The sequence below is a fragment of the Enterobacter cloacae complex sp. IR5402 genome (genome assembly GCF_049238125.1).
In the GTDB taxonomy this organism is placed as follows: domain Bacteria; phylum Pseudomonadota; class Gammaproteobacteria; order Enterobacterales; family Enterobacteriaceae; genus Enterobacter; species Enterobacter hormaechei_C.
The window spans coordinates 604990-625978 of record NZ_JBMKHO010000002.1 but is presented as its reverse complement, the minus strand read 5'-3'; the positions used below and the strand labels follow the sequence as shown (position 1 = coordinate 625978).

Sequence of the window (20989 nt, the reverse complement as noted above, 5' to 3'; positions counted from 1 at the left end):
AACAATTGTTATTTCATTATGCACGCAGACGCGCGAGAAATAAAAAAGGCGCTTTTAAAAGCGCCTTTTTTTGTCAGTCAGAGACTTATTTCGTCACGTCTGCGCCGAACCACTTCTCAGAAAGCGCCTTCAGGCTACCGTCTTTCTGCATCTCAGCAATGGCACCATCGATGGCTTTCAGCAGATCCTCGTTACCCTTACGCACCGCCACGCCGGACTCCTGACGGGAGAACGCATCACCCGCGACAGCCAGGGTATTGTTGGTTTTCTTCACCAGATCCAGCGCTGCCAGGCGGTCCACCAGAATGGCGTCGATACGGCCTACGCGCAGATCCTGGTATTTCGTCGGGTCATCATCGTAGGTACGGATATCCACGCCCTGCACGTTCTGGCGCAGCCACTCTTCGTAGTTGGTGCCCAGACCGACGCCGACTTTCTTACCTTTCAGATCCGCTGCGGACTTGATGCTGCCTTCGTTACCTTTCTTCACCAGCGCCTGAATACCGGACACGGTGTACGGCGTGGAGAAGTCATACTTCTTCTTACGTTCGTCAGAAATGGTTACCTGGTTAATCACCACGTCAATACGTTTGGAGTCCAGTGACGCCAGCATCCCATCCCATTTGGTGGGTTTCAGGGAGGCTTTAACGCCGAGGTGTTTTGCCAGCTCCTGCGCAAACTCCACTTCAAAACCGGTCAGTTTACCGTCGTCACCCTGGAAGCTGAACGGAGGATAGGTTCCTTCCAGCCCAACCAGCAGCGTGCCGCGCTCTTTAACTTTGTTGAGCAGATTCTCTGCCGCGAACGTTTTCACGCTCATCCCCGCGACCAGCGCAACGGCCATCATCCCCATCAGCGCCTGACGACCCAGAAGTGCTAATTTCATAAGTACTCCGATACAGTGGAATTTTTGAGTAGTGTAGAGAAATCGCCTGCAACGTCAAAGGCGGCTGCGCTACATCTTATTCTTTTTTAATATATATCAGAAGTTGTTCCGGCGCGGACTTTCTGCTTTATGACGCCCGGCATCTGGACTTTATATTGTGCATACTTTCGCAGCGCGATGCGGTAATTGTTGGTACTGGTGGCGGGCAGCCAGGGCTCCAGATTTTCATCCAGGTATCCGGTCGTCAGCAGATCGCGGGAGATATTTTGCATGGTCAAATGCTGACCCAGGCGGCGCAGGCGAACCACGTATTCACGCACGGTGCCGTGACTCATCTCGGTTTGTTCAAACAGGAACTGCTTGAAGCCGATAATATCGAAGAAGTCGCTTTGCTCTTTGCAATGGAGATCGCCACAGAAACGGCAAAGCGCTACCCACTCTTTTTGCTCTTCAAGCCAGGCGGCTTCATCCATCAGCGTATCGAGGCGGGAAATCGCAATCTTATTCACGATTTCACCGCGACGAACCAGCGTGATGCGGTCGAGTAATTTTTTACAGTGGGCGCAATGCGTCTGGCTGTGTTTAAAGTCTTTCAGGTAGCGGCTTAAAGGCCGTCTTTTAGATTGCTGCACCGTCATGATAACTCCTGGTTGTCAATACGTTGTGCGGCATTTCCAAGGCGAATGACTCACCTATAACTTACCCAGTTTTGTGCGCAGGCGTTTAATGGCCTGGCTGTGCAGCTGGCTCACCCGTGACTCGCCCACCTCCAGCACGGCACCGATCTCTTTGAGATTGAGCTCTTCCTGGTAATAGAGGGTTAACACCAGTTGCTCACGTTCCGGTAAAGCTTCAATCGCTTCCATCACGCGCTGGCGTAAATTCCCTTCCAGTAAGTGGTGTAACGGGTTTTCTTGCTGATGTTCATCCGTCACCAGCTCGATGCTATCGCCATGCTCTTCGCGCCACTCATCATAAGAGAAGAGTTGGCTGTTATTGGTATCGAGCAACATCTGACGATATTCTTCAACAGGAATGCCCAGACGTTCCGCCACTTCGGTTTCCGTCGCGTTGCGCCCCAGTTCCTGTTCCAGCTGCCCCATCGCATGCGCCACTTCGCGCGCGTTGCGGCGAACGCTGCGCGGCACCCAGTCGCGGCTGCGCAGCTCGTCCAGCATCGCACCACGAATACGCTGCACTGCGTAAGTCGTAAATGCCGTTCCTTGCAGAGCGTCGTACCGGTCAACTGCATTCAATAACCCGATACCGCCCGCCTGTAGCAGATCGTCCAGTTCCACGCTCGCCGGCAAACGCACCTGGAGGCGCAATGCTTCGTGACGCACCAGCGGAACATAACGCTGCCACAGCGAGTGTTTATCCATTACACCTTCAGCGGTATAGAGTGAATTCACGATAAACAGCCCTGCGTTAGTTGAGTTATCGGCATGATTATCCGATTCTGGAGGGGTTTTAATCGGGTGAATAGTGGGTGAAATGAGGGGTTATTTGGGGGGTTACGCTTGTGCGTGGATAGAAAAAACCCCGCCGAAGCGGGGTTTGAGCTTAATCAGGCGATTAACCTTGCAGCAGAGACAGAACCTGCTGAGGAACCTGGTTAGCTTTGGACAGCACGGAGTTACCGGCCTGCTGAACGATCTGCGCTTTAGACATGTTGGACACTTCGGTCGCATAGTCGGCGTCCTGAATACGGGACTGCGCTTCAGACAGGTTGGTGGTGGTGTTGTTCAGGTTGGTTACGGCAGAGCTCAGACGGTTCTGAACCGCACCCAGTGAAGAACGGAATTTGTCTACGGACGCGATAGCTTTGTCCAGCAGAGCCAGTGGATCGTTCGTAGCAGTGCCAGCAAATTCAGCTGTAGCAGAAGTGGCTGGGAACTGTGGGTTTGCAGCTGTACCAGTGCCAATCACTGCAGCTTTATCACTGAGTTGAAGCGTTACTTTATTAGTAGTCGCAGCGGTACCTTGTGCTGCTGTAGTTGCATCCCCTGTATCAACAAGTGAAGCTGCTTTTGCCGCGTAATTCTTACCTTGGAAAGTAACAAAGGCCGTTGCGTTTCCATCTTTATCAGCTGAAACTTTAACAAACTGACCTGCTTGTGTAGCAGCAGTAGTAAGACCATTTGCAGGATCTGTATACTCAACATCGGCCTTGTTAAGCGCAACTTTACCAGTTGCACGGTCTACAGACGCTGCGAAGTAATCGTTTCCTGACTTCACAACATAGTTTTTGGTTGCGTTACCGTCTTTGTCTAAAACGTTACTCAACGTTAAGGACGACGCATCAACGCCTAAATCTGTAGCTACAGCGCTGAGGTCAACCTTCAGAGGTGCGGTATTTGCGGCGTTATTAATTTGAGTAACAGGCTCGCTAACATTCAACGAGTTTTTAGATACCGACAAACCATTAAGACCTAAGGTTGAGGAATCAATCTTCTGTAGATCAATGGCAATTGTCTGACCATCATTAGCACCTACTTGAATTTTCATGGTGCCGTTTTTAGCCAGCACGTTCACGCCGTTGAACTGAGTCTGACCGGATACGCGGTCGATTTCGTCCAGACGGGATTTGATTTCGTCCTGGATTGAAGACAGGTCAGAATCAGAGTTAGTACCGGTCGTTGCCTGAACGGTCAGTTCACGAACACGCTGAAGGTTGTTGTTGATTTCAGACAGTGCGCCTTCTGTGGTCTGCGCCAGAGAGATACCGTCGTTAGCGTTACGTGCAGCCTGAGTCAGACCTTTGATGTTAGAGGTGAAGCGGTTAGCGATAGCCTGGCCCGCAGCGTCATCTTTCGCGCTGTTGATACGCAGACCAGAAGACAGACGCTCGATAGAAGAAGACAGAGCGGACTGGTTCTTGTTGATGTTGTTCTGAGTGATCAGCGAGAGGCTGTTGGTATTAATGACTTGTGCCATGATTTCGATTCCTGTTGTTCATCAAATCTGTTTGGTTAGATTTGGGTTTCCACCCTTCGGCTTCATCGCCGTCAAAGGTGTTATCGTCTGGTCCAAACCAACCTTTAGATTTTTTTTCAGGATCGCGTTAATTTTTTTAGCCACGGAAAAGCTCTTCTCTATTACCGTTATTCCCGCCATTAAAAAAAAGAAATTAACCGTAAACTTTCCCCCATAAAAGCCGATAACCCCACTATTCGTTCTACGTGTCGATAGATTAAGGAATAAATATGGCAAGTATTTCATCATTGGGGATTGGATCGGGTCTTAAGTTAGCAGACATTCTGGATAGTCTGACCAAGGCCGAAAAAGAGCAGCTGACGCCGATTTCCAAACAACAGTCATCTTATACCGCCAAGCTGAGCGCTTACGGCACGTTGAAGAGTTCACTGGAAGCCTTTCAGACTGCCAACACCGCGCTGAATAAAGCCGACCTGTTTACGGCGACCAGCACGTCGAGCAGCTCCACGGCATTCAGTGCCACCACTACCGGCAGCGCGATTGCCGGTAAATACACCATCAGCGTGTCGCAGCTGGCGCAGGCGCAAACCCTGACGACCAAAAACGCGCAGCCGGATACCAAAACGGCCATTGCCACGGCTGACAGTAAGATCACCTTTACCGCCGGTAACGGTAAAGATCCGGTGACCGTCGATATCAGCGCGGCAAACTCCTCGCTGACCGGCATTCGCGATGCGATTAACAAAGCTGACGCCGGCGTAACCGCCAGTATTATTAACGTCGGTAATGGTCAGTATCGTCTGTCCATCACCTCCACCGAAACCGGTGCGGACAACGCGGTCAGCATCAGCGTGAGCGGCGACAGCGCCCTGCAATCCTTTATGGGTTACAACGGCACCAGCACCGATGCCAGCAACGGCATGACGGAAAGCGTCACCGCGCAGAACGCGAAGCTGAAGGTGAATAACGTCGATATCGAAAACAGCAGCAACACCATCAGCGATGCGCTGGAAGATATCACCCTGAACCTGAACGATGTCACCACCGGTAACCAGACGCTGACGATCGCTAAAGATACGTCGAAAGCGGAAACGGCGATGAAAGCCTGGGTGGATGCCTACAACACCCTTCAGGACAGCTTTGCATCGTTAACCAAATATACGGCTGTTGATGCAGGTACAGATGCGCAGGACTCCAGCAACGGCGCCCTGCTCGGAGACAGTACGCTGCGTACTATCCAGACGCAGCTGAAAACCATGCTGGGCAACTCTGTCGGCGGAACCGCCTATAAAACGCTGTCTCAGGTCGGTATTACTTCAGATCCAAGCACGGGCAAGCTGGAGCTGGACAGCGACAAGCTGAAAAAAGCGCTGACGGATAACCCGTCTGCCGTGAAAGATTTGGTTGTAGGTGACGGTAAAACCACCGGGATCACCACCACCATGGCCACCCATCTGACTGACTGGCTTTCCAGCAAAGGCATTATCCAGGCGGCCAAAGATGGCGTCAGCAAAACGCTGAACAAGTTAACGGATCAATATAACGCCGTGAGCGAACGTATTGACGCGAGAGTGGCACAGTACAAAGCCCAGTTTACCCAGCTGGACGTACTGATGACCTCGCTGAACAACACCAGCAGCTACCTGACGCAGCAGTTCGAAAATACGTCCAGCAATAAGTAGTAAACGCTAATCAGACCCGAGGGGGATAACATGTACGGCGCAAAAGGCACGCAAGCCTACGCAAAGATAGAAGTTGAAAGCGCGGTGATGAGCGCCAGCCAGCAGCAGCTGGTTATCATGCTATTTGATGGAGCCCTCAGCGCGCTGGTACGCGCGCGTCTGTTCCTTGCAGACGGTAATATCCCGGCAAAAGGGCTGGCGCTCTCAAAAGCCATCAACATTATCGAAAACGGGCTGAAGGTTGGCCTGGTGGAAAATAATGGGGATGAGCTTACGCAAAACCTGATTGCCCTTTATGCCTATATGGTACGTCGCCTCCTGCACGCCAACGTGAATAACGACGCCAGCGCCATCGAAGAGGTGGAAAACCTGCTGCGCAATATCGCTGACGGGTGGAAGGAGGTTGCCGGTACGCCACAACTGATGCAGGACGCCGTCTAATGAGTAACGCACCGCAACTTTATGCCCTTTATCAGCAACTCCTTGAGCAGAGCCAGTTGATGTTGCGACTGGCCCGGCAGGGACTATGGGATGATCTGATCATCTGTGAAACCGACTATGTTAATGCGGTGCACTCACTGGCTCGTCTCACTCAGGAAAGTGAACCTTCGACGCAGATTCAGGAGCAGCTTCGCCCGACGCTGCGGGTGATCCTGGACAACGAAGGCCAGGTAAAAACGTTGCTGCAAGCCAGAATGGATGAACTGGCGAAGCTGGTTGGTCAATCCTCCATCCAGAAAACCGTTCTCTCCACCTACGGTAACCAGGGCGGTCATGTCCTGGTTCCGCAAAGTAATAGCGATATCAATTAGCCATTTAACTGGCGGGCAAACGTTAACCGTTTCGTTCGCCAGGCATTTCTGCCAAACCTGCTCCATACTTGAGTTTCGCGACCTCATGGAGATGGTGCATGCGCAACCCAACACTTTTACAATGTTTTCACTGGTACTACCCCACCGGCGGTGAACTGTGGCGAGAAGTCACGGCATTAGCCCCCAACCTGAACGAAATCGGCATCAATATGGTCTGGTTACCGCCGGCCTACAAAGGGGCATCCGGCGGCTATTCCGTCGGGTATGACTCTTATGACCTTTTCGACCTCGGTGAGTTTGACCAGAAAGGCAGCGTCGCCACCAAATACGGCGATAAAGCCCAGTTGCTGGAGGCCATCAACGCCTTAAAAAGTAACCAGATTGCGGTGCTTCTGGACGTGGTGGTCAACCACAAAATGGGGGCCGATGAGAAGGAACCCGTCCGCGTGCAGCGCGTGGATGCGCAGGATCGCACCCAAATCAGCGATGAGATCATCGAATGCGAAGCCTGGACGCGCTACACCTTCCCCGCTCGGGCCGGCCAGTATTCGCAGTTCATTTGGGATTACAAATGCTTTAGCGGTATCGACCACATTGAAAACCCCAATGAGGACGGTATCTTCAAAATCGTCAACGACTACACCGGCGAAGGCTGGAACGATCAGGTCGACGATGAGATGGGCAATTTCGATTACCTGATGGGTGAAAATATTGATTTTCGCAACCATGCGGTAACGGAGGAGATCAAATACTGGGCGCGCTGGGTGATGGAGCAAACTCACTGCGACGGCTTCCGCCTTGACGCGGTAAAACACATCCCGGCCTGGTTCTATAAAGAGTGGATTGAGCACGTCCAGGAGGTGGCCCCGCAGCCGCTGTTTATCGTGGCGGAATACTGGTCACACGAAGTGGATAAATTGCAGCACTACATCAATCAGGTGGACGGCAAAACCATGCTGTTTGATGCGCCACTGCAAATGAAATTTCACGAAGCCTCACGCCAGGGACGCGACTACGATATGAGCCAGATTTTCACCGGTACGCTGGTGGAAGCCGATCCGTTCCATGCCGTGACGCTGGTTGCCAACCACGACACCCAACCCTTGCAGGCGCTGGAAGCCCCGGTTGAAGCCTGGTTCAAACCGCTGGCCTACGCGCTCATCCTGCTGCGTGAAAACGGCGTGCCGAGCGTGTTCTACCCGGATCTTTTTGGCGCCAGCTATGACGACACCGGCGGGGATGGCGAGACGTATCACATCGATATGCCGGTGATTGAACAGCTCCACGAGCTTATCCTCGCCCGGCAGCGTTTTGCCCACGGCGTGCAGACGTTGTTTTTCGATCATCCAAACTGTATTGCGTTCAGCCGCAGCGGGACTGAGGAACACCCGGGCTGTGTTGTGGTGCTGTCGAATGGCGATGACGGCGAGAAGACGATCTGCCTCGGGGAGAATTACGGCAACAAGACCTGGCGTGATTTTTTAGGCAACCGCGAGGAAACCGTGACCACGGCGGCGGATGGCGAAGGGACGTTCTTCTGTAACGGGGGAAGCGTCAGCGTCTGGGTGATTGAGGACGCGCTGTAGTGCTGGAACAGTGCGGTCTGCGGACCCGCTCCCGAAGCGTACGCCATCCTCACAAAATAATGTCTGCACAGACGGCCCCCTCTCCCTTGAGGGAGAGGGCTGGGGTGAGGGGGAACATACGGCTCTGGTGGTCATTCCGTTCACGTTATGTTCCTTGCTACTCTGTCACAACATAACCGGTGAACGTGCCAGGGTGGCTCAGTCGCCACCACCCTGGCGACCCGGGCTTCCGGCGGAAAATCGCCGCTTCGCGGTGCCTTCGGCTTATTCCTTCCGGCTTATCGGGGACGGGCGGAGGTAACATCCCTGTAAAGCCCGCCCTCTCGGCGCATCCCTGCGCCTCGCCCCGGCCTACAGGAAAGGCCTCAGCGATTTACAGCCGGACCAGAGCATCGCTGAAAGCCTTCAGTCGTTCTCAAACAAGTTTTTTGCTTCGGGTTAAAAGTTACGGAAGCTTACTCTCCAGCGGATTCTTACTCAGGTAATCTGCGCATTCCACCGTTGGACGGTCAACCTTGTACAGTTCCATACCGTCATACTCCAGCGCCGCCCCATCACGCTCCAGCGGATAGACATCCAGCTTACGCGTCACGTTATAATAATCATCTGAACGCAGCATGATCTTACCCGGCACCGCGATAACGCGCTGCCACTGACGGCAATCCAGCGTATCCCCTTCTGGCGTCACCACCAGCGTGGCGATCGCTTCCGGGCTCACCATCGCGCTCTGCGGACCTTTCGACTGCCAGTAACCTGCCAGTTGCGAAGGTACCGGGTGCTTAATCACTTCCTGATAGTTATCAACCTGAACACATCCCGCTAACGTCAGCATCGCAGCCACAATTGCTACTTTTTTCATCATCTTTCCTGCATGCGAAGAAAAAAATATTGTGGCATTAAAGCCATCAGGCTGCCAGCGTAAGATTGGAAGGTTTACACCTGCATGCCCATGACTTCCTGGTATGCCGACACCAGCTTGTTACGCACCTGCAACCCCATCTGCAATGACACCGACGCTTTTTGCAGATCGGCCATCACATCGTTGAGCGCCACGCCGGGTTCGCCAAGGGTAAATCTCTCAGCCTGGGTACGGGCCGCGTTTTGCTTGTCGCTGATCCGGTCCAGCGCCGCATGCAGTTGACCGGCGAAACTGACGCCCGGCGGCTGGTCAGCCACGCTCTGATTACGGGCGGTCATCGCCGTTGCCTGTAACTGACTGAGTACCCCTTCAATGCCCTGTATAGCCATGACTCTCCCCTGGATGGTTTTTTACGAGGTCAAGACTAACAGCTTGTCAATAAGATAATGGCGGTAAATAGCGTTAAAAAACCAGGTTATTTGACGCATAGAAAATCCCGAATCATCAAATAATGGCAGGGCCATCAGTATGGAACTTTTGTCGTGTTTGCCGACCCGGGAGTCAGTTTTGTTTCTCTACACGAATAACGTAAACCACCAGGATTTAAGAGGTGCGCAATGAGTGCGACAGCAGCATCGACAGCGCCACAGAATAAATCACTCGAGTGGATGAACCGCCTTCGCGCCAACCCTAAGATCCCGTTGATTGTGGCAGGCGCTGCCGCCATTGCGATCGTTGTCGCGATGGTCTTATGGGCAAAAAGCCCCGATTACCGCACGCTCTACAGCAACCTTTCCGACCAGGATGGCGGTGCCATCGTCACCCAGTTGACCCAGATGAACATCCCGTATCGCTTTGCCGATAACGGCGGTGCACTTGAAGTACCGGCAGATAAAGTGCACGAGCTTCGCCTGCGTCTCGCCCAGCAGGGGCTGCCGAAAGGCGGCGCGGTTGGGTTTGAGCTGCTGGATCAGGAAAAATTCGGCATCAGTCAGTTCAGCGAGCAGGTTAACTACCAGCGCGCGCTGGAAGGTGAGCTGGCCCGTACGATTGAAACCTTAGGCCCGGTGAAAAGTGCCCGTGTGCACCTGGCGATGCCTAAGCCGTCCCTGTTTGTCCGCGAACAAAAGTCCCCTTCTGCCTCTGTGACGGTTAACCTCGAACCTGGCCGTGCGCTGGATGAAGGGCAGATCAGCGCCGTCACGCACCTGGTCTCCAGCGCGGTGGCCGGTCTGCCGCCAGGTAACGTCACGCTGGTGGATCAGAGTGGTCATCTGCTGACGCAGTCCAACACCGCCGGGCGCGATCTCAACGACGCCCAGCTGAAATACGCCGCCGACGTGGAAGGCCGTCTTCAGCGTCGCATCGAAGCGATTCTGGGCCCGGTGGTCGGCAGCAGCAATGTGCACGCGCAGGTCACCGCGCAGATTGATTTCTCGAATAAAGAACAAACCGAAGAGCAGTACGCTCCGAACGGGGATGCCTCCCGCGCCGTGTTACGCTCGCGTCAGATCAATGAGTCGGAACAGGTCGGCGGCCAGTATCCTGGCGGTGTGCCGGGCGCGCTCTCTAACCAGCCTGCACCTGCCAACGCCGCGCCAATCTCCACCCCGCCGGCAAACCCGCAGAACGGTCAGCAAACGAATCAGCAGACGACCTCGACCGCGAACAGTACCGGCCCGCGTAACAGCAGCCGTAACGAAACGACCAACTACGAAGTCGACCGGACCATCAGCCATACCAAACTGAACACGGGCGATATTCAGCGTCTCTCTGTTGCCGTGGTGGTGAACTACAAAACGCTGCCGGACGGTAAACCGCTGCCGCTCACGGCGGAGCAGATGAAGCAGATCGAAGATTTGACCCGCGAAGCGATGGGCTTCTCTGAAAAACGTGGCGATACCCTCAACGTTGTGAACTCACCGTTCAACCCGGTGGATGAGACCGGTGGCGAACTGCCGTTCTGGCAACAGCAGGCGTTCTTCGATCAGCTGATGTCCGCAGGCCGCTGGCTGCTGGTGCTGATTGTCGCGTGGCTGCTGTGGCGTAAGGGCGTTCGTCCTCAGCTACAGCGTCGTGCTGAAGCCGAGAAAGCCGCGCTGGAACAGAAGAACGCGCGTCCGGACGAGGAAGAAGCGGTTGAAGTTCGTCTCAGCAAAGATGAACAGATGCAGCAGCGTCGTGCTAACCAGCGCATGGGCGCAGAGGTGATGAGCCAGCGCATTCGCGAAATGTCAGATAACGATCCGCGCGTCGTCGCGCTGGTCATCCGCGGTTGGATGGGTAACGAACATGAGTAATACGCTTACAGGCACCGATAAGAGCGTCATCCTGCTGATGACCATTGGGGAAGATCGCGCGGCGGAGGTGTTTAAACACCTCTCCCAGCGAGAAGTGCAGATCCTCAGCGCGGCGATGGCCAACGTGCGCCAGATCTCTAACAAGCAGCTGACCGAGGTGCTGGCGGAGTTTGAGCAGGAAGCCGAGCAGTTTGCCGCCCTCAACGTCAACGCCAACGAATACCTGCGCTCCGTGCTGGTTAAGGCGCTGGGCGAAGAGCGCGCCGCCAGCCTGCTGGAAGATATTCTCGAAACGCGCGACACCGCCAGTGGGATCGAAACGCTCAACTTTATGGAGCCGCAAAGCGCCGCCGATCTTATTCGCGACGAGCACCCGCAGATTATCGCCACCATTCTGGTCCACCTCAAACGGGGCCAGGCGGCCGATATTCTTGCGCTGTTCGACGAGCGCCTGCGCCACGACGTGATGCTGCGTATCGCCACCTTCGGCGGCGTCCAGCCAGCCGCGCTGGCGGAGCTGACCGAAGTGCTGAACAACCTGCTCGACGGCCAGAACCTCAAGCGCAGCAAAATGGGCGGCGTGAGAACGGCAGCGGAAATCATCAACCTGATGAAAACGCAGCAGGAAGAGGCGGTTATTACGGCGGTACGCGAGTTCGACGGCGAGCTGGCGCAGAAAATTATCGATGAGATGTTCCTGTTCGAAAACCTGGTCGAAGTGGACGACCGCAGCATCCAGCGCCTGCTCCAGGAGGTGGACTCCGAATCGCTGCTTATCGCCCTCAAAGGCGCCGAGCAGCCGCTGCGCGAGAAGTTCCTGCGCAACATGTCCCAGCGTGCGGCCGATATCCTGCGCGACGACCTGGCCAACCGTGGCCCGGTGCGTCTGTCTCAGGTGGAAAACGAACAGAAAGCGATCCTGCTTATTGTTCGTCGACTGGCCGAAACCGGCGAGATGGTGATTGGCAGCGGAGACGACACCTATGTCTGATGAACTGTCGTGGAAGCGCTGGACGCCTGACGACCTCTCCCCTCCCAGCGCAGAGTTCACCCCTGCCGTTGTGTCGTCCGACGAGGGCGACGCCGGGGCGGGCGAACCCGAGCTGAGTGAAGAGGAACAGCGCGCCCAGTTGCTGGCCCAGATGCAAATGCAGGCGCACGAACAGGGCTTCAATGCAGGGATGAACGAAGGCCGTCAGACCGGGCACGCACAGGGTTATCAGGAAGGGCTGGCGAAAGGTTTAGAGCAGGGCATCGAGCAGGCGCGCCAGCAGCAGGCGCCGCTACATGCTCGCATGCAGCAGCTGGTGAGCGAGTTTCAGCATACGCTGGATGCGCTCGACAGCGTGATTGCCTCGCGCCTGATGCAGATGGCGCTGGAGGCGGCCCGTCAGGTTATCGGCCAGACGCCGGTAGTGGATAACGCCGCGCTGATTAAGCAGATCCAGGGGCTGCTCCAGCAGGAGCCGCTGTTCAGCGGCAAACCGCAGCTGCGCGTTCATCCTGATGATTTGCAGCGCGTGGAAGAGAGCCTCGGCGCGACGCTGAGCCTGCACGGCTGGCGGCTGCGCGGCGATCCGTCACTTCATCACGGAGGCTGTAAGGTCTCGGCGGATGAGGGCGATCTGGATGCCAGCGTCGCGACCCGCTGGCAGGAACTGTGCCGCCTGGCGGCACCGGGAGTCGTCTGATGACCGCTCGCCTTACGCGCTGGCTTAACACGCTTGATAATTTTGAAACGAAGATGGCGCAGCTGCCATCCGTTCGTCGTTATGGACGCCTGACGCGCGCCACCGGTCTGGTTCTGGAAGCCACGGGGCTGCAACTTCCGCTCGGCGCCACCTGCGTGATTGAGCGGCAGGACGGGGGGGAGACGCGTGAAGTGGAAAGCGAAGTGGTCGGGTTCAACGGTCAGCGCCTGTTTCTGATGCCCCTTGAAGAAGTGGAAGGGATTTTGCCCGGCGCCCGCGTCTACGCGAAAAACATTAGCGGTGACGGCCTGCAAAGCGGCAAACAGCTCCCGCTCGGTCCGGCGCTGCTGGGCCGCGTCCTAGACGGAAGCGGCAAACCGCTCGATGGCCTGCCCTCCCCTGATACCACCGAAACCGGCGCGCTGATCACCCAACCCTTCAACCCGCTGCAACGCACGCCAATCGAGCACGTACTGGATACCGGCGTGCGGCCGATTAACGCCCTGCTCACCGTGGGACGCGGCCAGCGTATGGGGCTGTTTGCCGGCTCCGGCGTGGGTAAATCGGTCCTGCTCGGCATGATGGCGCGTTATACCCAGGCTGACGTGATCGTCGTTGGCCTGATTGGTGAGCGTGGTCGCGAAGTCAAAGATTTCATTGAAAACATTCTGGGTACGGAGGGCCGCGCCCGCTCGGTGGTGATCGCGGCGCCTGCGGACGTGTCGCCGCTGCTGCGTATGCAGGGTGCCGCCTACGCCACGCGTATTGCGGAAGATTTCCGCGACCGGGGCCAGCACGTGCTGCTGATTATGGACTCCCTGACCCGCTACGCGATGGCGCAGCGTGAGATTGCGCTGGCCATCGGCGAGCCGCCCGCGACCAAAGGCTACCCGCCGTCGGTCTTCGCCAAGCTCCCGGCGTTGGTTGAGCGCGCGGGGAACGGCATCAGCGGCGGCGGCTCCATCACCGCGTTCTATACGGTACTGACCGAAGGTGATGACCAGCAGGACCCGATTGCCGACTCCGCGCGCGCGATCCTCGACGGCCATATCGTGCTGTCGCGCCGTCTGGCCGAAGCCGGGCACTACCCGGCGATTGATATTGAAGCGTCGATCAGCCGTGCGATGACGGCCCTGATCACCGAGCAACACTACGCCCGCGTGCGTAACTTCAAACAACTGCTCTCCAGCTTCCAGCGCAACCGCGATCTGGTAAGCGTCGGGGCGTACGCCAAAGGCAGCGATCCGATGCTCGATAAAGCGATTGCCCTCTGGCCGCAGCTGGAGGCATTTCTGCAACAGGGTATTTTTGAACGCGCCGACTGGGAAGATTCCCTCCAGGCACTGGAGCTGATTTTCCCGCAGGTGTAACACAGGTGGAGGGCGAAGGTCATGGCGCAGAACAGCGCGTTATCAACGCTGAAAGATCTGGCTGAAAAAGAAGTTGATGATGCCGCATTGCAGCTTGGCGCAATGCGACGCGGGTGCCAGCAGGCTGAAGAACAGTTGAAGATGTTAATCGACTATCAGCATGAATATCGCACCAACCTTAACACCGACATGACGCAGGGCATTGGTAGCCAGCGCTGGATTAACTATCAGCAGTTTATCCAGACGCTGGAAAAGGCGATTGAACAGCATCGCCAGCAGCTCAACCAGTGGACGCAAAAAGTCGATACCGCGCTGAATTTCTGGCGCGAGAAAAAACAGCGATTGCAGGCCTGGCAAACCCTACAGGACCGGCAGATTGCAGCCTCGACCCTGGCGGAAAACCGTCTGGATCAGAAAAAAATGGATGAGTTTGCCCAGCGCGCATCAATGAGGAAACCTGAATGATCACACTGCAACAACTGCTGATGACCGACAGCGACCCGTCCGGCGGCACGCTTGCCGGGAAAGGCGCTGAGGGCGCGCAAGATTTTCTCTCTCTGCTGGCGGGCGCGCTGACCGAGACCACTGGCAAAGGCAAAGATGCCCCGCTGACGCTGGCGGATCTGAAAGCGGCGGGCAGCAAGCTCTCGACAGCGGCAAAGGAAAAAAACGGTGATACCACGCTCCAGGCCAAAATCGCCGAACTGCTCTCCCGTCAGGAGACTCTAACTGATGAAGATACCGCCGTCTCCCTGCAAAGCCTCGTCTCCGGCCTAAAACCCGCCGCGAATACGGATGCGCTGAAGGCGCTAACCCAGCCGGAGGCGAAAACAAACGGCGAGACCACGACTGAAGAAGAGGAGCTGGCCGGGTTAAGCGCGCTGATGGCGATGTTACCGCACCAGCAGACCACCACCCCGGTAGCGACGCAGCCTGCGAGCACCGGGGAGATCGCCCCCCGTGCCGCCCTCCCCTCTGCGCTAGCCCAGACGGATAACGGCCAGCATCAGCCGCTTAGCCATGCGTTAACGGGTCAGGAAAAAATGCCGGTTCAGGACAGCGACACCTCGCTGCCCGCCACGGCAGCCGTTACGCCAGCCGTCGCCGCCGTCGCGGAGAAGCAGGACGTAGCGAGCGCGGCATCGCCTGCCGCCAGCCCAACCGCGACGCTGGCCCCGATCGTCAGTCACCTGGCGCCTTCACAGCCTGCCGCTACAGTTGCGACAGCGCCGGTGTTAAGCCAGCCGCTGGGCACGCACGAATGGCAGCAGAATCTGAGCCAGCACATCACCCTGTTCACCAGACAGGGACAGCAGACCGCAGAGCTGCGTCTGCACCCGGAAGATCTGGGTCAGGTGCAAATTTCGCTTAAGCTGGATGACAACCAGGCACAGTTGCAGATGGTTTCGCCCCACAGCCACGTTCGCGCGGCGCTGGAAGCGGCCCTGCCGATCCTGCGCACGCAGCTTGCGGAAAACGGCATTCAGCTTTCCCAAAGCAGCGTCAGCAGCGAGGGCTTTGCCGGGCAGCAGCAGTCCTCATCCGGGCAGCAACAGCACGCTTCGCGTTCCGGCCAGCATGGCGGGTTTAACGATGAGAGTGAAGAGTTATTGCCTGCCCCTGCCGCCCTGCAATCCGCCGCGCGCGGCAGCCGTGCCGTAGACATCTTTGCCTAAACGCCAGAGGTAACGTGATTATCCCCGTCTTTTCCACGCTTTGACCTAAGCCGGACACGGGATAATCACCGTATTAAGCTGTACCGAAACAGGAAGCTCGTATCAGATGACAGACTCCGCTATCACCAAAAAAAGCAAGCGTTCCATCTGGATCCCGCTGCTGGTGTTGATTACCCTCGCGGCCTGCGCCACCGCAGGCTACAGTTACTGGCGTATGCAGCAGGAACCCTCCAGCGCGGCCGCCAAAGCTGAAGCGCCGCCTCCACCGGCGCCGGTCTTCTACCCGCTGGATACGTTCACCGTGAACCTGGGCGATGCGGATCGCGTGCTTTACGTGGGTATTACGCTGCGTCTGAAAGATGAAGCGACCCGTGCACGTCTGAACGACTACCTGCCAGAAGTGCGTAGCCGTCTGCTGCTGCTGTTTTCTCGTCAGGATGCCTCCGCGCTCGCCACCGATGTGGGCAAGCAAAAGCTGGTCGATGCCATCAAACAGACGCTGGCGACCCCGCTGGTAAACGGCCAACCTAAGCAGGAAGTCACTGACGTTCTGTATACAGCCTTCATTCTGCGGTAACGACATGGGCGACAGTATTCTTTCTCAGGCAGAAATCGATGCGCTGCTCAACGGCGACAGCGATAAGAGTGACGAACCGAAACCGGGTCTGACCGGCGACGATAATATTCGTCCCTACGATCCCAATACCCAGCGTCGCGTGGTGCGCGAGCGTTTACAGGCGCTGGAGATCATCAACGAACGTTTCGCACGTCAGTTCCGTATGGGGCTGTTTAACCTGCTGCGTCGTAGCCCGGATATCACCGTCGGTGCCATCCGCATTCAGCCGTATCATGAGTTTGCCCGCAACCTGCCGGTGCCAACCAACCTTAACCTGATCCATCTGAAACCGCTGCGCGGTACCGGCCTGGTGGTGTTCTCGCCAAGCCTGGTGTTCATCGCAGTGGACAACCTGTTCGGTGGCGATGGCCGTTTCCCGACCAAAGTGGAAGGCCGCGAGTTTACCCATACCGAACAGCGCGTGATTAACCGCATGCTGAAGCTGGCGCTGGAATCCTACAGCGACGCGTGGAAAGCGATTAACCCGCTGGAAGTGGAGTACGTGCGTTCCGAGATGCAGGTGAAATTTACCAACATCACCACCTCCCCGAATGACATCGTCGTGAATACCCCGTTCCACGTCGAGATCGGCAACCTGACGGGCGAGTTCAACATCTGCCTGCCGTTCAGCATGATTGAACCGCTGCGCGAACTGCTGGTGAACCCGCCGCTGGAGAACTCACGTCACGAAGATCAGAACTGGCGTGAGAACCTGGTGCGTCAGGTGCAGCACTCGCAGCTGGAGCTGGTAGCCAACTTTGCCGACATCTCCATGCGGTTATCGCAGATCCTGAAATTACAACCCGGCGACGTTTTGCCGATAGATAAACCCGACCGCATTATTGCCCATGTGGATGGCGTACCCGTGCTGACAAGCCAGTACGGCACGATTAACGGCCAGTATGCGTTACGCGTTGAGCACTTGATCAACCCGATTTTGAATTCGCTGAATGAGGAACAGCCCAAATGAGTGACATGAACAATCCGTCCGATGAAAACAGCGGAGCACTGGACGATCTGTGGGCTGACGCGTTAAACGAGCAGAAAACGACGCCGACGAAAAGCGCGGCAGACGCGGTCTTTCAGCAGTTAGGCGGCGGCGACGTCAGCGGCACGTTGCAGGACATCGACCTGATTATGGACATTCCGGTCAAGCTGACCGTTGAGCTGGGTCGTACCCGCATGACCATTAAAGAGCTGCTGCGCCTGACGCAGGGTTCCGTGGTGGCGCTTGACGGTTTAGCGGGTGAGCCGCTGGATATTCTGATCAACGGCTACCTGATTGCACAAGGCGAAGTGGTGGTGGTGGCCGATAAATACGGCGTACGTATCACCGACATCATTACCCCTTCCGAACGTATGCGTCGTCTGAGCCGTTAAGTATGAAAACCCAGGCAACACTGTCCGCGCCCTCCGCCGTACCCGGCTCACCGCTGCTCCAGGTGAGCGGCGCGCTGTTCGGTATTATTGCCTTTATCCTTATCGCCGCCTGGCTGGCAAAGCGTTTCGGTCTGGCGGGGAAAACGGCCGGTACCCGCGGGTTGAAGGTCAGCGCCAGCACCCCGCTAGGACCGCGCGAACGCGTGGTCATTGTGGAGGTGGAAGATGCGCGACTGGTGCTGGGCGTGACCGCCTCCAGCATTAACGTTCTTCACACGCTGCCCCCTGCGCCTGCCACGGTGGAGGCTAACGCCCAGGCCCCTGCGGATTTCCAGTCCGTTATGAAGAGTTTGCTCAAGCGTCCCGGGAGATCCTGATGCGCCGTTTGTTATTCCTTACGCTGGCAGGCCTGGGCCTGTTCGCGCCCTCTGTGTATGCGCAACTGCCGGGGCTGGTTTCCACGCCGCTGGCGAACGGGGGACAAAGCTGGTCCCTGTCCGTGCAGACGCTGGTGTTCATCACCTCGCTGACCTTTATCCCGGCGATCTTGCTGATGATGACCAGCTTCACCCGCATCATCATTGTGTTTGGTCTGCTGCGAAATGCGCTCGGCACACCGTCCGCACCGCCCAATCAGGTGCTGCTGGGTTTAGCCCTGTTCCTGACCTTTTTCATTATGTCGCCGGTTATCGACAAGATTTACACCGAGGCGTACCAGCCGTTCAGCGAAGATAAAATTTCCATGCAGGTTGCCCTGGAAAAGGGGGCTCAGCCATTACGTGAATTTATGCTTCGCCAGACGCGCGAAGCGGATTTGGCCCTGTTTGCCCGTCTCGCTAACACGGGCGAGTTACAGGGACCGGAAGCGGTGCCGATGCGCATCCTGCTGCCAGCGTATGTCACCAGCGAGCTGAAAACCGCGTTCCAGATTGGCTTCACCATTTTCATTCCGTTCCTGATTATTGACCTGGTGATCGCCAGCGTCCTGATGGCGCTCGGGATGATGATGGTTCCGCCCGCGACCATTGCCCTGCCCTTTAAGATCATGCTGTTCGTGCTGGTCGACGGCTGGCAGCTGCTGGTCAGCTCGCTGGCGCAAAGTTTCTACAGTTGAGGAGCGCGCAATGACGCCTGAGTCGGTCATGATGATGGGCACGGAGGCGATGAAAGTCGCGATTGCCGTCGCCGCGCCCCTGCTGCTGGTTGCGCTAGTCACCGGTCTGATTATCAGTATTCTCCAGGCCGCCACGCAGATTAACGAAATGACCCTGTCGTTCATCCCGAAGATCATTGCCGTCTTCGTGGCGATTATCGTTGCCGGGCCATGGATGCTCAATTTGCTGCTGGACTATATGCGCAACCTGTTCACCAATCTGCCTTACATCATCGGCTGACGGACGATGCTGCATTTCACCAGCGATCAGTTTGTTCAGTGGCTCGGGATCTATTTCTGGCCGATGCTGCGCATCATGGCGCTGATCTCCACCGCCCCCATACTCAGTGAAAAGTCGGTGCCTAAACGCGTCAAAATTGGGCTGGGCATGGTTATCACGATTATCGTTGCCCCTTCCCTGCCGGCGGTGGATATTCCGATTTTTTCCCCGAACGCCGTCTGGATTGCCCTGCAACAGGTGATGATTGGCGTGGCGGTCGGGTTCACGATGCAGCTCGCCTTCGCCGCGGTACGAACGGCGGGTGAACTTATCGGTTTGCAAATGGGCCTGTCTTTCGCGACGTTCGTTGACCCGGGCAGCCACCTGAATATGCCCGTGCTGGCACGTATTATCGACCTGCTGGCGATGCTGTTGTTTCTCTCGTTCAACGGCCACCTGTGGCTCATCTCGATGCTGGTGGACACCTTCCACACGCTGCCGATTGGCGACAACCCGGTCAACAGCAACGCGTTTCTGGCGCTGGTGAGGGCTGCCGGGCTGATCTTCCTCAACGGGCTGATGCTGGCGCTGCCGATCATTACCCTGCTGCTCACCGTTAACCTCGCATTAGGTTTACTCAACCGAATGGCTCCGCAGCTGTCGGTATTCGTCATCGGCTTTCCGGTGACGTTGACGGTTGGCCTTTTATTAATGTCATTATTGATGCCACTTATCGCCCCCTTCTGCGAACATTTATTCAGTGAGATATTCAATCTGTTAGCGGATATTGTTAGCGAACTACCACGCAAATAATAACCCGCAGTGTTTGCAATGTCTTTCTGAGGATATTCCTAAAAATAATCTCGAAAAACATCTACCAGGATATATCTGACGCGGTTTAAATGTTTCTAACCACCTCACAATACTTAATATTTACTTTACTTTAAGATGATTCCTGGCAAATTATACGTAACTTTACGGGATAGTGAGTTCGCCTGAAAGTCTTTGTCATGCTCACAGGTTTTATTAGATTTTTTCCATCCCGTATGGCTGTTTATGAGCTCTCAGGCAGGTGGTGAATTATCGTTACGCATTGAGTGAGGGTATGCCATGTCAACGATCATTATGGATTTATGCAGCTACACCCGGCTAGGGTTAACCGGGTACTTAGCAAGCAGAGGGGTTAGAAAGAGAGACATCAACGATGCACACACCGTTGAAGAACTCGCAGCCGCTTGTGACGCCCACAAGCCCGGCGTGGTGTTTATTAATGAGGACTGTTTCATTCACGACCCCGCTAACAGTCAGCACATTAAGCAGATCATTAATCAGCATCCTAAGACCCTGTTTATTGTTTTTATGGCGATCGCCAATATTCATTTCGATGAGTATTTGTTGGTGCGTAAAAACTTATTAATCAGCTCGAAATCGATTAAACCAGAGTCACTTGATGACATTCTGGGCGATTATTTGAATAAAGAAGTTAAGAATGTAGGGGCGATTAACTTACCCACCCTATCATTAAGCAGAACTGAATCAAGTATGCTAAGAATGTGGATGGCTGGACAAGGGACAATTCAGATCTCAGACCAGATGAATATCAAGGCAAAAACAGTATCGTCACACAAAGGAAATATTAAAAGGAAAATTAAAACGCATAATAAGCAAGTGATATACCATGTCGTACGCCTGACAGATAATGTGACGAATGGGATTTTCGTTAATATGCGCTAATTTGCACGGCCATGTTGTACCCTACCTTGATCTCTGGCCTGGCCAGAGATTTTGCTTTTAAGCAGCCGGAGCCGGGGAGAAGACGCC

General features: G+C 55.7%; 23 protein-coding genes and 1 pseudogene. 18 read left to right on the top strand and 6 right to left on the bottom strand.

All coding sequences use genetic code 11. From position 1 onward, the window contains the following. Positions 1-85: 85 nt before the first annotated feature. From tcyJ to ACOTXL_RS06055, 4 genes are all read right to left on the bottom strand, one after another. Entirely contained in the window at positions 86-886 is an 801-nt protein-coding gene (tcyJ, locus tag ACOTXL_RS06070; protein WP_003859627.1) for a cystine ABC transporter substrate-binding protein, read from the bottom strand. A gap of 86 nt (positions 887-972) precedes the next feature. Then, the gene (gene fliZ / locus ACOTXL_RS06065; protein WP_015570235.1) at positions 973-1524 is read right to left on the bottom strand and encodes a flagella biosynthesis regulatory protein FliZ; all 552 of its coding nucleotides are present in this window, start codon (positions 1522-1524) and stop codon (positions 973-975) included. Between the two features lie 54 nt (positions 1525-1578). Beyond that, on the bottom strand, positions 1579-2298 hold the full coding sequence (locus tag ACOTXL_RS06060) for an RNA polymerase sigma factor FliA (RefSeq protein WP_003859623.1): 720 nt from the start codon (positions 2296-2298) through the stop codon (positions 1579-1581). A gap of 163 nt (positions 2299-2461) precedes the next feature. After that, on the bottom strand, positions 2462-3823 hold the full coding sequence (locus ACOTXL_RS06055; protein WP_032624022.1) for a flagellin: 1362 nt from the start codon (positions 3821-3823) through the stop codon (positions 2462-2464). Positions 3824-4092: 269 nt separating this feature from the next. Here ACOTXL_RS06055 and fliD point away from each other — a divergent pair, with 269 nt between their 5' ends. From fliD to amyA, 4 genes are all read left to right on the top strand, one after another. Further along, positions 4093-5505 carry a flagellar filament capping protein FliD gene (fliD, locus tag ACOTXL_RS06050; protein WP_045350311.1) on the top strand — a complete coding sequence of 471 codons (1413 nt, stop codon included), beginning with the start codon at positions 4093-4095 and terminating at the stop codon, positions 5503-5505. A 30-nt stretch (positions 5506-5535) separates the two neighbouring features. Next, on the top strand, positions 5536-5946 hold the full coding sequence (gene fliS, locus ACOTXL_RS06045) for a flagellar export chaperone FliS (RefSeq protein ID WP_003859616.1): 411 nt from the start codon (positions 5536-5538) through the stop codon (positions 5944-5946). After that, positions 5946-6317: a flagella biosynthesis regulatory protein FliT gene (fliT, locus tag ACOTXL_RS06040; RefSeq protein WP_003859615.1), complete on the top strand. Its 372-nt coding sequence runs from the start codon at positions 5946-5948 to the stop codon at positions 6315-6317. Before fliS ends, fliT begins: the two co-directional genes overlap by 1 nt. 98 nt (positions 6318-6415) lie before the next feature. Continuing rightward, a complete protein-coding gene (gene amyA / locus ACOTXL_RS06035) occupies positions 6416-7903 on the top strand; it encodes an alpha-amylase (RefSeq protein WP_045329940.1) in 1488 nt (495 codons plus the stop codon). Between the two features lie 445 nt (positions 7904-8348). Here amyA and yedD read toward each other — a convergent pair whose 3' ends face one another. Together yedD and fliE are read right to left on the bottom strand one after the other, a co-directional pair. Further along, complete coding sequence (gene yedD, locus ACOTXL_RS06030) at positions 8349-8762, bottom strand: lipoprotein YedD (protein ID WP_003859613.1); 414 nt, start codon at positions 8760-8762, stop codon at positions 8349-8351. A gap of 74 nt (positions 8763-8836) precedes the next feature. Beyond that, entirely contained in the window at positions 8837-9151 is a 315-nt protein-coding gene (gene fliE, locus ACOTXL_RS06025) for a flagellar hook-basal body complex protein FliE (protein ID WP_003859612.1), read from the bottom strand. A 228-nt stretch (positions 9152-9379) separates the two neighbouring features. Here fliE and fliF point away from each other — a divergent pair, with 228 nt between their 5' ends. From fliF to rcsA, 14 genes and pseudogenes are all read left to right on the top strand, one after another. Beyond that, positions 9380-11062, top strand: coding sequence for a flagellar basal-body MS-ring/collar protein FliF (gene fliF, locus ACOTXL_RS06020; RefSeq protein WP_045350310.1), 1683 nt, complete (start codon positions 9380-9382; stop codon positions 11060-11062). Further along, the gene (gene fliG / locus ACOTXL_RS06015) at positions 11055-12053 is read left to right on the top strand and encodes a flagellar motor switch protein FliG (protein WP_003859608.1); all 999 of its coding nucleotides are present in this window, start codon (positions 11055-11057) and stop codon (positions 12051-12053) included. Before fliF ends, fliG begins: the two co-directional genes overlap by 8 nt. Continuing rightward, positions 12046-12753, top strand: coding sequence for a flagellar assembly protein FliH (fliH, locus tag ACOTXL_RS06010; RefSeq protein WP_045330338.1), 708 nt, complete (start codon positions 12046-12048; stop codon positions 12751-12753). The genes fliG and fliH overlap by 8 nt, the downstream gene beginning before the upstream one ends. Further along, positions 12753-14123, top strand: coding sequence for a flagellar protein export ATPase FliI (gene fliI / locus ACOTXL_RS06005; RefSeq protein ID WP_045330340.1), 1371 nt, complete (start codon positions 12753-12755; stop codon positions 14121-14123). Before fliH ends, fliI begins: the two co-directional genes overlap by 1 nt. Positions 14124-14144: 21 nt before the next feature. Then, entirely contained in the window at positions 14145-14588 is a 444-nt protein-coding gene (gene fliJ / locus ACOTXL_RS06000) for a flagellar export protein FliJ (protein ID WP_006811155.1), read from the top strand. Next, entirely contained in the window at positions 14585-15799 is a 1215-nt protein-coding gene (gene fliK, locus ACOTXL_RS05995; RefSeq protein WP_045350309.1) for a flagellar hook length control protein FliK, read from the top strand. The genes fliJ and fliK overlap by 4 nt, the downstream gene beginning before the upstream one ends. Positions 15800-15905: 106 nt before the next feature. Then, positions 15906-16376, top strand: a complete 471-nt coding sequence (gene fliL / locus ACOTXL_RS05990) for a flagellar basal body-associated protein FliL (protein WP_003859598.1) — start codon at positions 15906-15908, stop codon at positions 16374-16376. A 4-nt stretch (positions 16377-16380) separates the two neighbouring features. Beyond that, positions 16381-17385 carry a flagellar motor switch protein FliM gene (gene fliM / locus ACOTXL_RS05985; protein WP_003859594.1) on the top strand — a complete coding sequence of 335 codons (1005 nt, stop codon included), beginning with the start codon at positions 16381-16383 and terminating at the stop codon, positions 17383-17385. Further along, positions 17382-17795, top strand: coding sequence for a flagellar motor switch protein FliN (gene fliN, locus ACOTXL_RS05980; protein WP_003859592.1), 414 nt, complete (start codon positions 17382-17384; stop codon positions 17793-17795). The genes fliM and fliN overlap by 4 nt, the downstream gene beginning before the upstream one ends. A gap of 2 nt (positions 17796-17797) precedes the next feature. After that, positions 17798-18172 carry a flagellar biosynthetic protein FliO gene (gene fliO, locus ACOTXL_RS05975; protein ID WP_003859591.1) on the top strand — a complete coding sequence of 125 codons (375 nt, stop codon included), beginning with the start codon at positions 17798-17800 and terminating at the stop codon, positions 18170-18172. Then, a complete protein-coding gene (fliP, locus tag ACOTXL_RS05970; RefSeq protein WP_003859589.1) occupies positions 18172-18909 on the top strand; it encodes a flagellar type III secretion system pore protein FliP in 738 nt (245 codons plus the stop codon). The genes fliO and fliP overlap by 1 nt, the downstream gene beginning before the upstream one ends. Before the next feature lie 10 nt (positions 18910-18919). Further along, entirely contained in the window at positions 18920-19189 is a 270-nt protein-coding gene (gene fliQ, locus ACOTXL_RS05965; RefSeq protein ID WP_003859587.1) for a flagellar biosynthesis protein FliQ, read from the top strand. A gap of 6 nt (positions 19190-19195) precedes the next feature. Then, positions 19196-19988 (top strand): annotated as a pseudogene (fliR, locus tag ACOTXL_RS05960) (flagellar biosynthetic protein FliR); the annotation flags it as partial. Positions 19989-20278: 290 nt separating this feature from the next. Next, entirely contained in the window at positions 20279-20902 is a 624-nt protein-coding gene (gene rcsA / locus ACOTXL_RS05955; protein WP_003859584.1) for a transcriptional regulator RcsA, read from the top strand. Positions 20903-20989 lie beyond the last annotated feature (87 nt).

Excerpts from the sequence above, each read along its gene's own strand:
- fliD (WP_045350311.1), top strand. The coding sequence starts at position 4,093 with ATGGCAAGTATTTCATCATTGGGGATTGGATCGGGTCTTAAGTTAGCA.
- fliI (WP_045330340.1), top strand. The coding sequence starts at position 12,753 with ATGACCGCTCGCCTTACGCGCTGGCTTAACACGCTTGATAATTTTGAA.
- fliF (WP_045350310.1), top strand. The coding sequence starts at position 9,380 with ATGAGTGCGACAGCAGCATCGACAGCGCCACAGAATAAATCACTCGAG.
- fliS (WP_003859616.1), top strand. The coding sequence starts at position 5,536 with ATGTACGGCGCAAAAGGCACGCAAGCCTACGCAAAGATAGAAGTTGAA.
- rcsA (WP_003859584.1), top strand. The coding sequence starts at position 20,279 with ATGTCAACGATCATTATGGATTTATGCAGCTACACCCGGCTAGGGTTA.
- fliE (WP_003859612.1), bottom strand. The coding sequence starts at position 9,151 with ATGGCTATACAGGGCATTGAAGGGGTACTCAGTCAGTTACAGGCAACG.
- fliP (WP_003859589.1), top strand. The coding sequence starts at position 18,172 with ATGCGCCGTTTGTTATTCCTTACGCTGGCAGGCCTGGGCCTGTTCGCG.
- amyA (WP_045329940.1), top strand. The coding sequence starts at position 6,416 with ATGCGCAACCCAACACTTTTACAATGTTTTCACTGGTACTACCCCACC.
- fliH (WP_045330338.1), top strand. The coding sequence starts at position 12,046 with ATGTCTGATGAACTGTCGTGGAAGCGCTGGACGCCTGACGACCTCTCC.
- ACOTXL_RS06055 (WP_032624022.1), bottom strand. The coding sequence starts at position 3,823 with ATGGCACAAGTCATTAATACCAACAGCCTCTCGCTGATCACTCAGAAC.
- tcyJ (WP_003859627.1), bottom strand. The coding sequence starts at position 886 with ATGAAATTAGCACTTCTGGGTCGTCAGGCGCTGATGGGGATGATGGCC.
- fliJ (WP_006811155.1), top strand. The coding sequence starts at position 14,145 with ATGGCGCAGAACAGCGCGTTATCAACGCTGAAAGATCTGGCTGAAAAA.
- fliQ (WP_003859587.1), top strand. The coding sequence starts at position 18,920 with ATGACGCCTGAGTCGGTCATGATGATGGGCACGGAGGCGATGAAAGTC.
- fliM (WP_003859594.1), top strand. The coding sequence starts at position 16,381 with ATGGGCGACAGTATTCTTTCTCAGGCAGAAATCGATGCGCTGCTCAAC.
- fliG (WP_003859608.1), top strand. The coding sequence starts at position 11,055 with ATGAGTAATACGCTTACAGGCACCGATAAGAGCGTCATCCTGCTGATG.
- fliT (WP_003859615.1), top strand. The coding sequence starts at position 5,946 with ATGAGTAACGCACCGCAACTTTATGCCCTTTATCAGCAACTCCTTGAG.
- fliN (WP_003859592.1), top strand. The coding sequence starts at position 17,382 with ATGAGTGACATGAACAATCCGTCCGATGAAAACAGCGGAGCACTGGAC.
- fliK (WP_045350309.1), top strand. The coding sequence starts at position 14,585 with ATGATCACACTGCAACAACTGCTGATGACCGACAGCGACCCGTCCGGC.
- fliL (WP_003859598.1), top strand. The coding sequence starts at position 15,906 with ATGACAGACTCCGCTATCACCAAAAAAAGCAAGCGTTCCATCTGGATC.
- fliZ (WP_015570235.1), bottom strand. The coding sequence starts at position 1,524 with ATGACGGTGCAGCAATCTAAAAGACGGCCTTTAAGCCGCTACCTGAAA.
- yedD (WP_003859613.1), bottom strand. The coding sequence starts at position 8,762 with ATGAAAAAAGTAGCAATTGTGGCTGCGATGCTGACGTTAGCGGGATGT.
- fliO (WP_003859591.1), top strand. The coding sequence starts at position 17,798 with ATGAAAACCCAGGCAACACTGTCCGCGCCCTCCGCCGTACCCGGCTCA.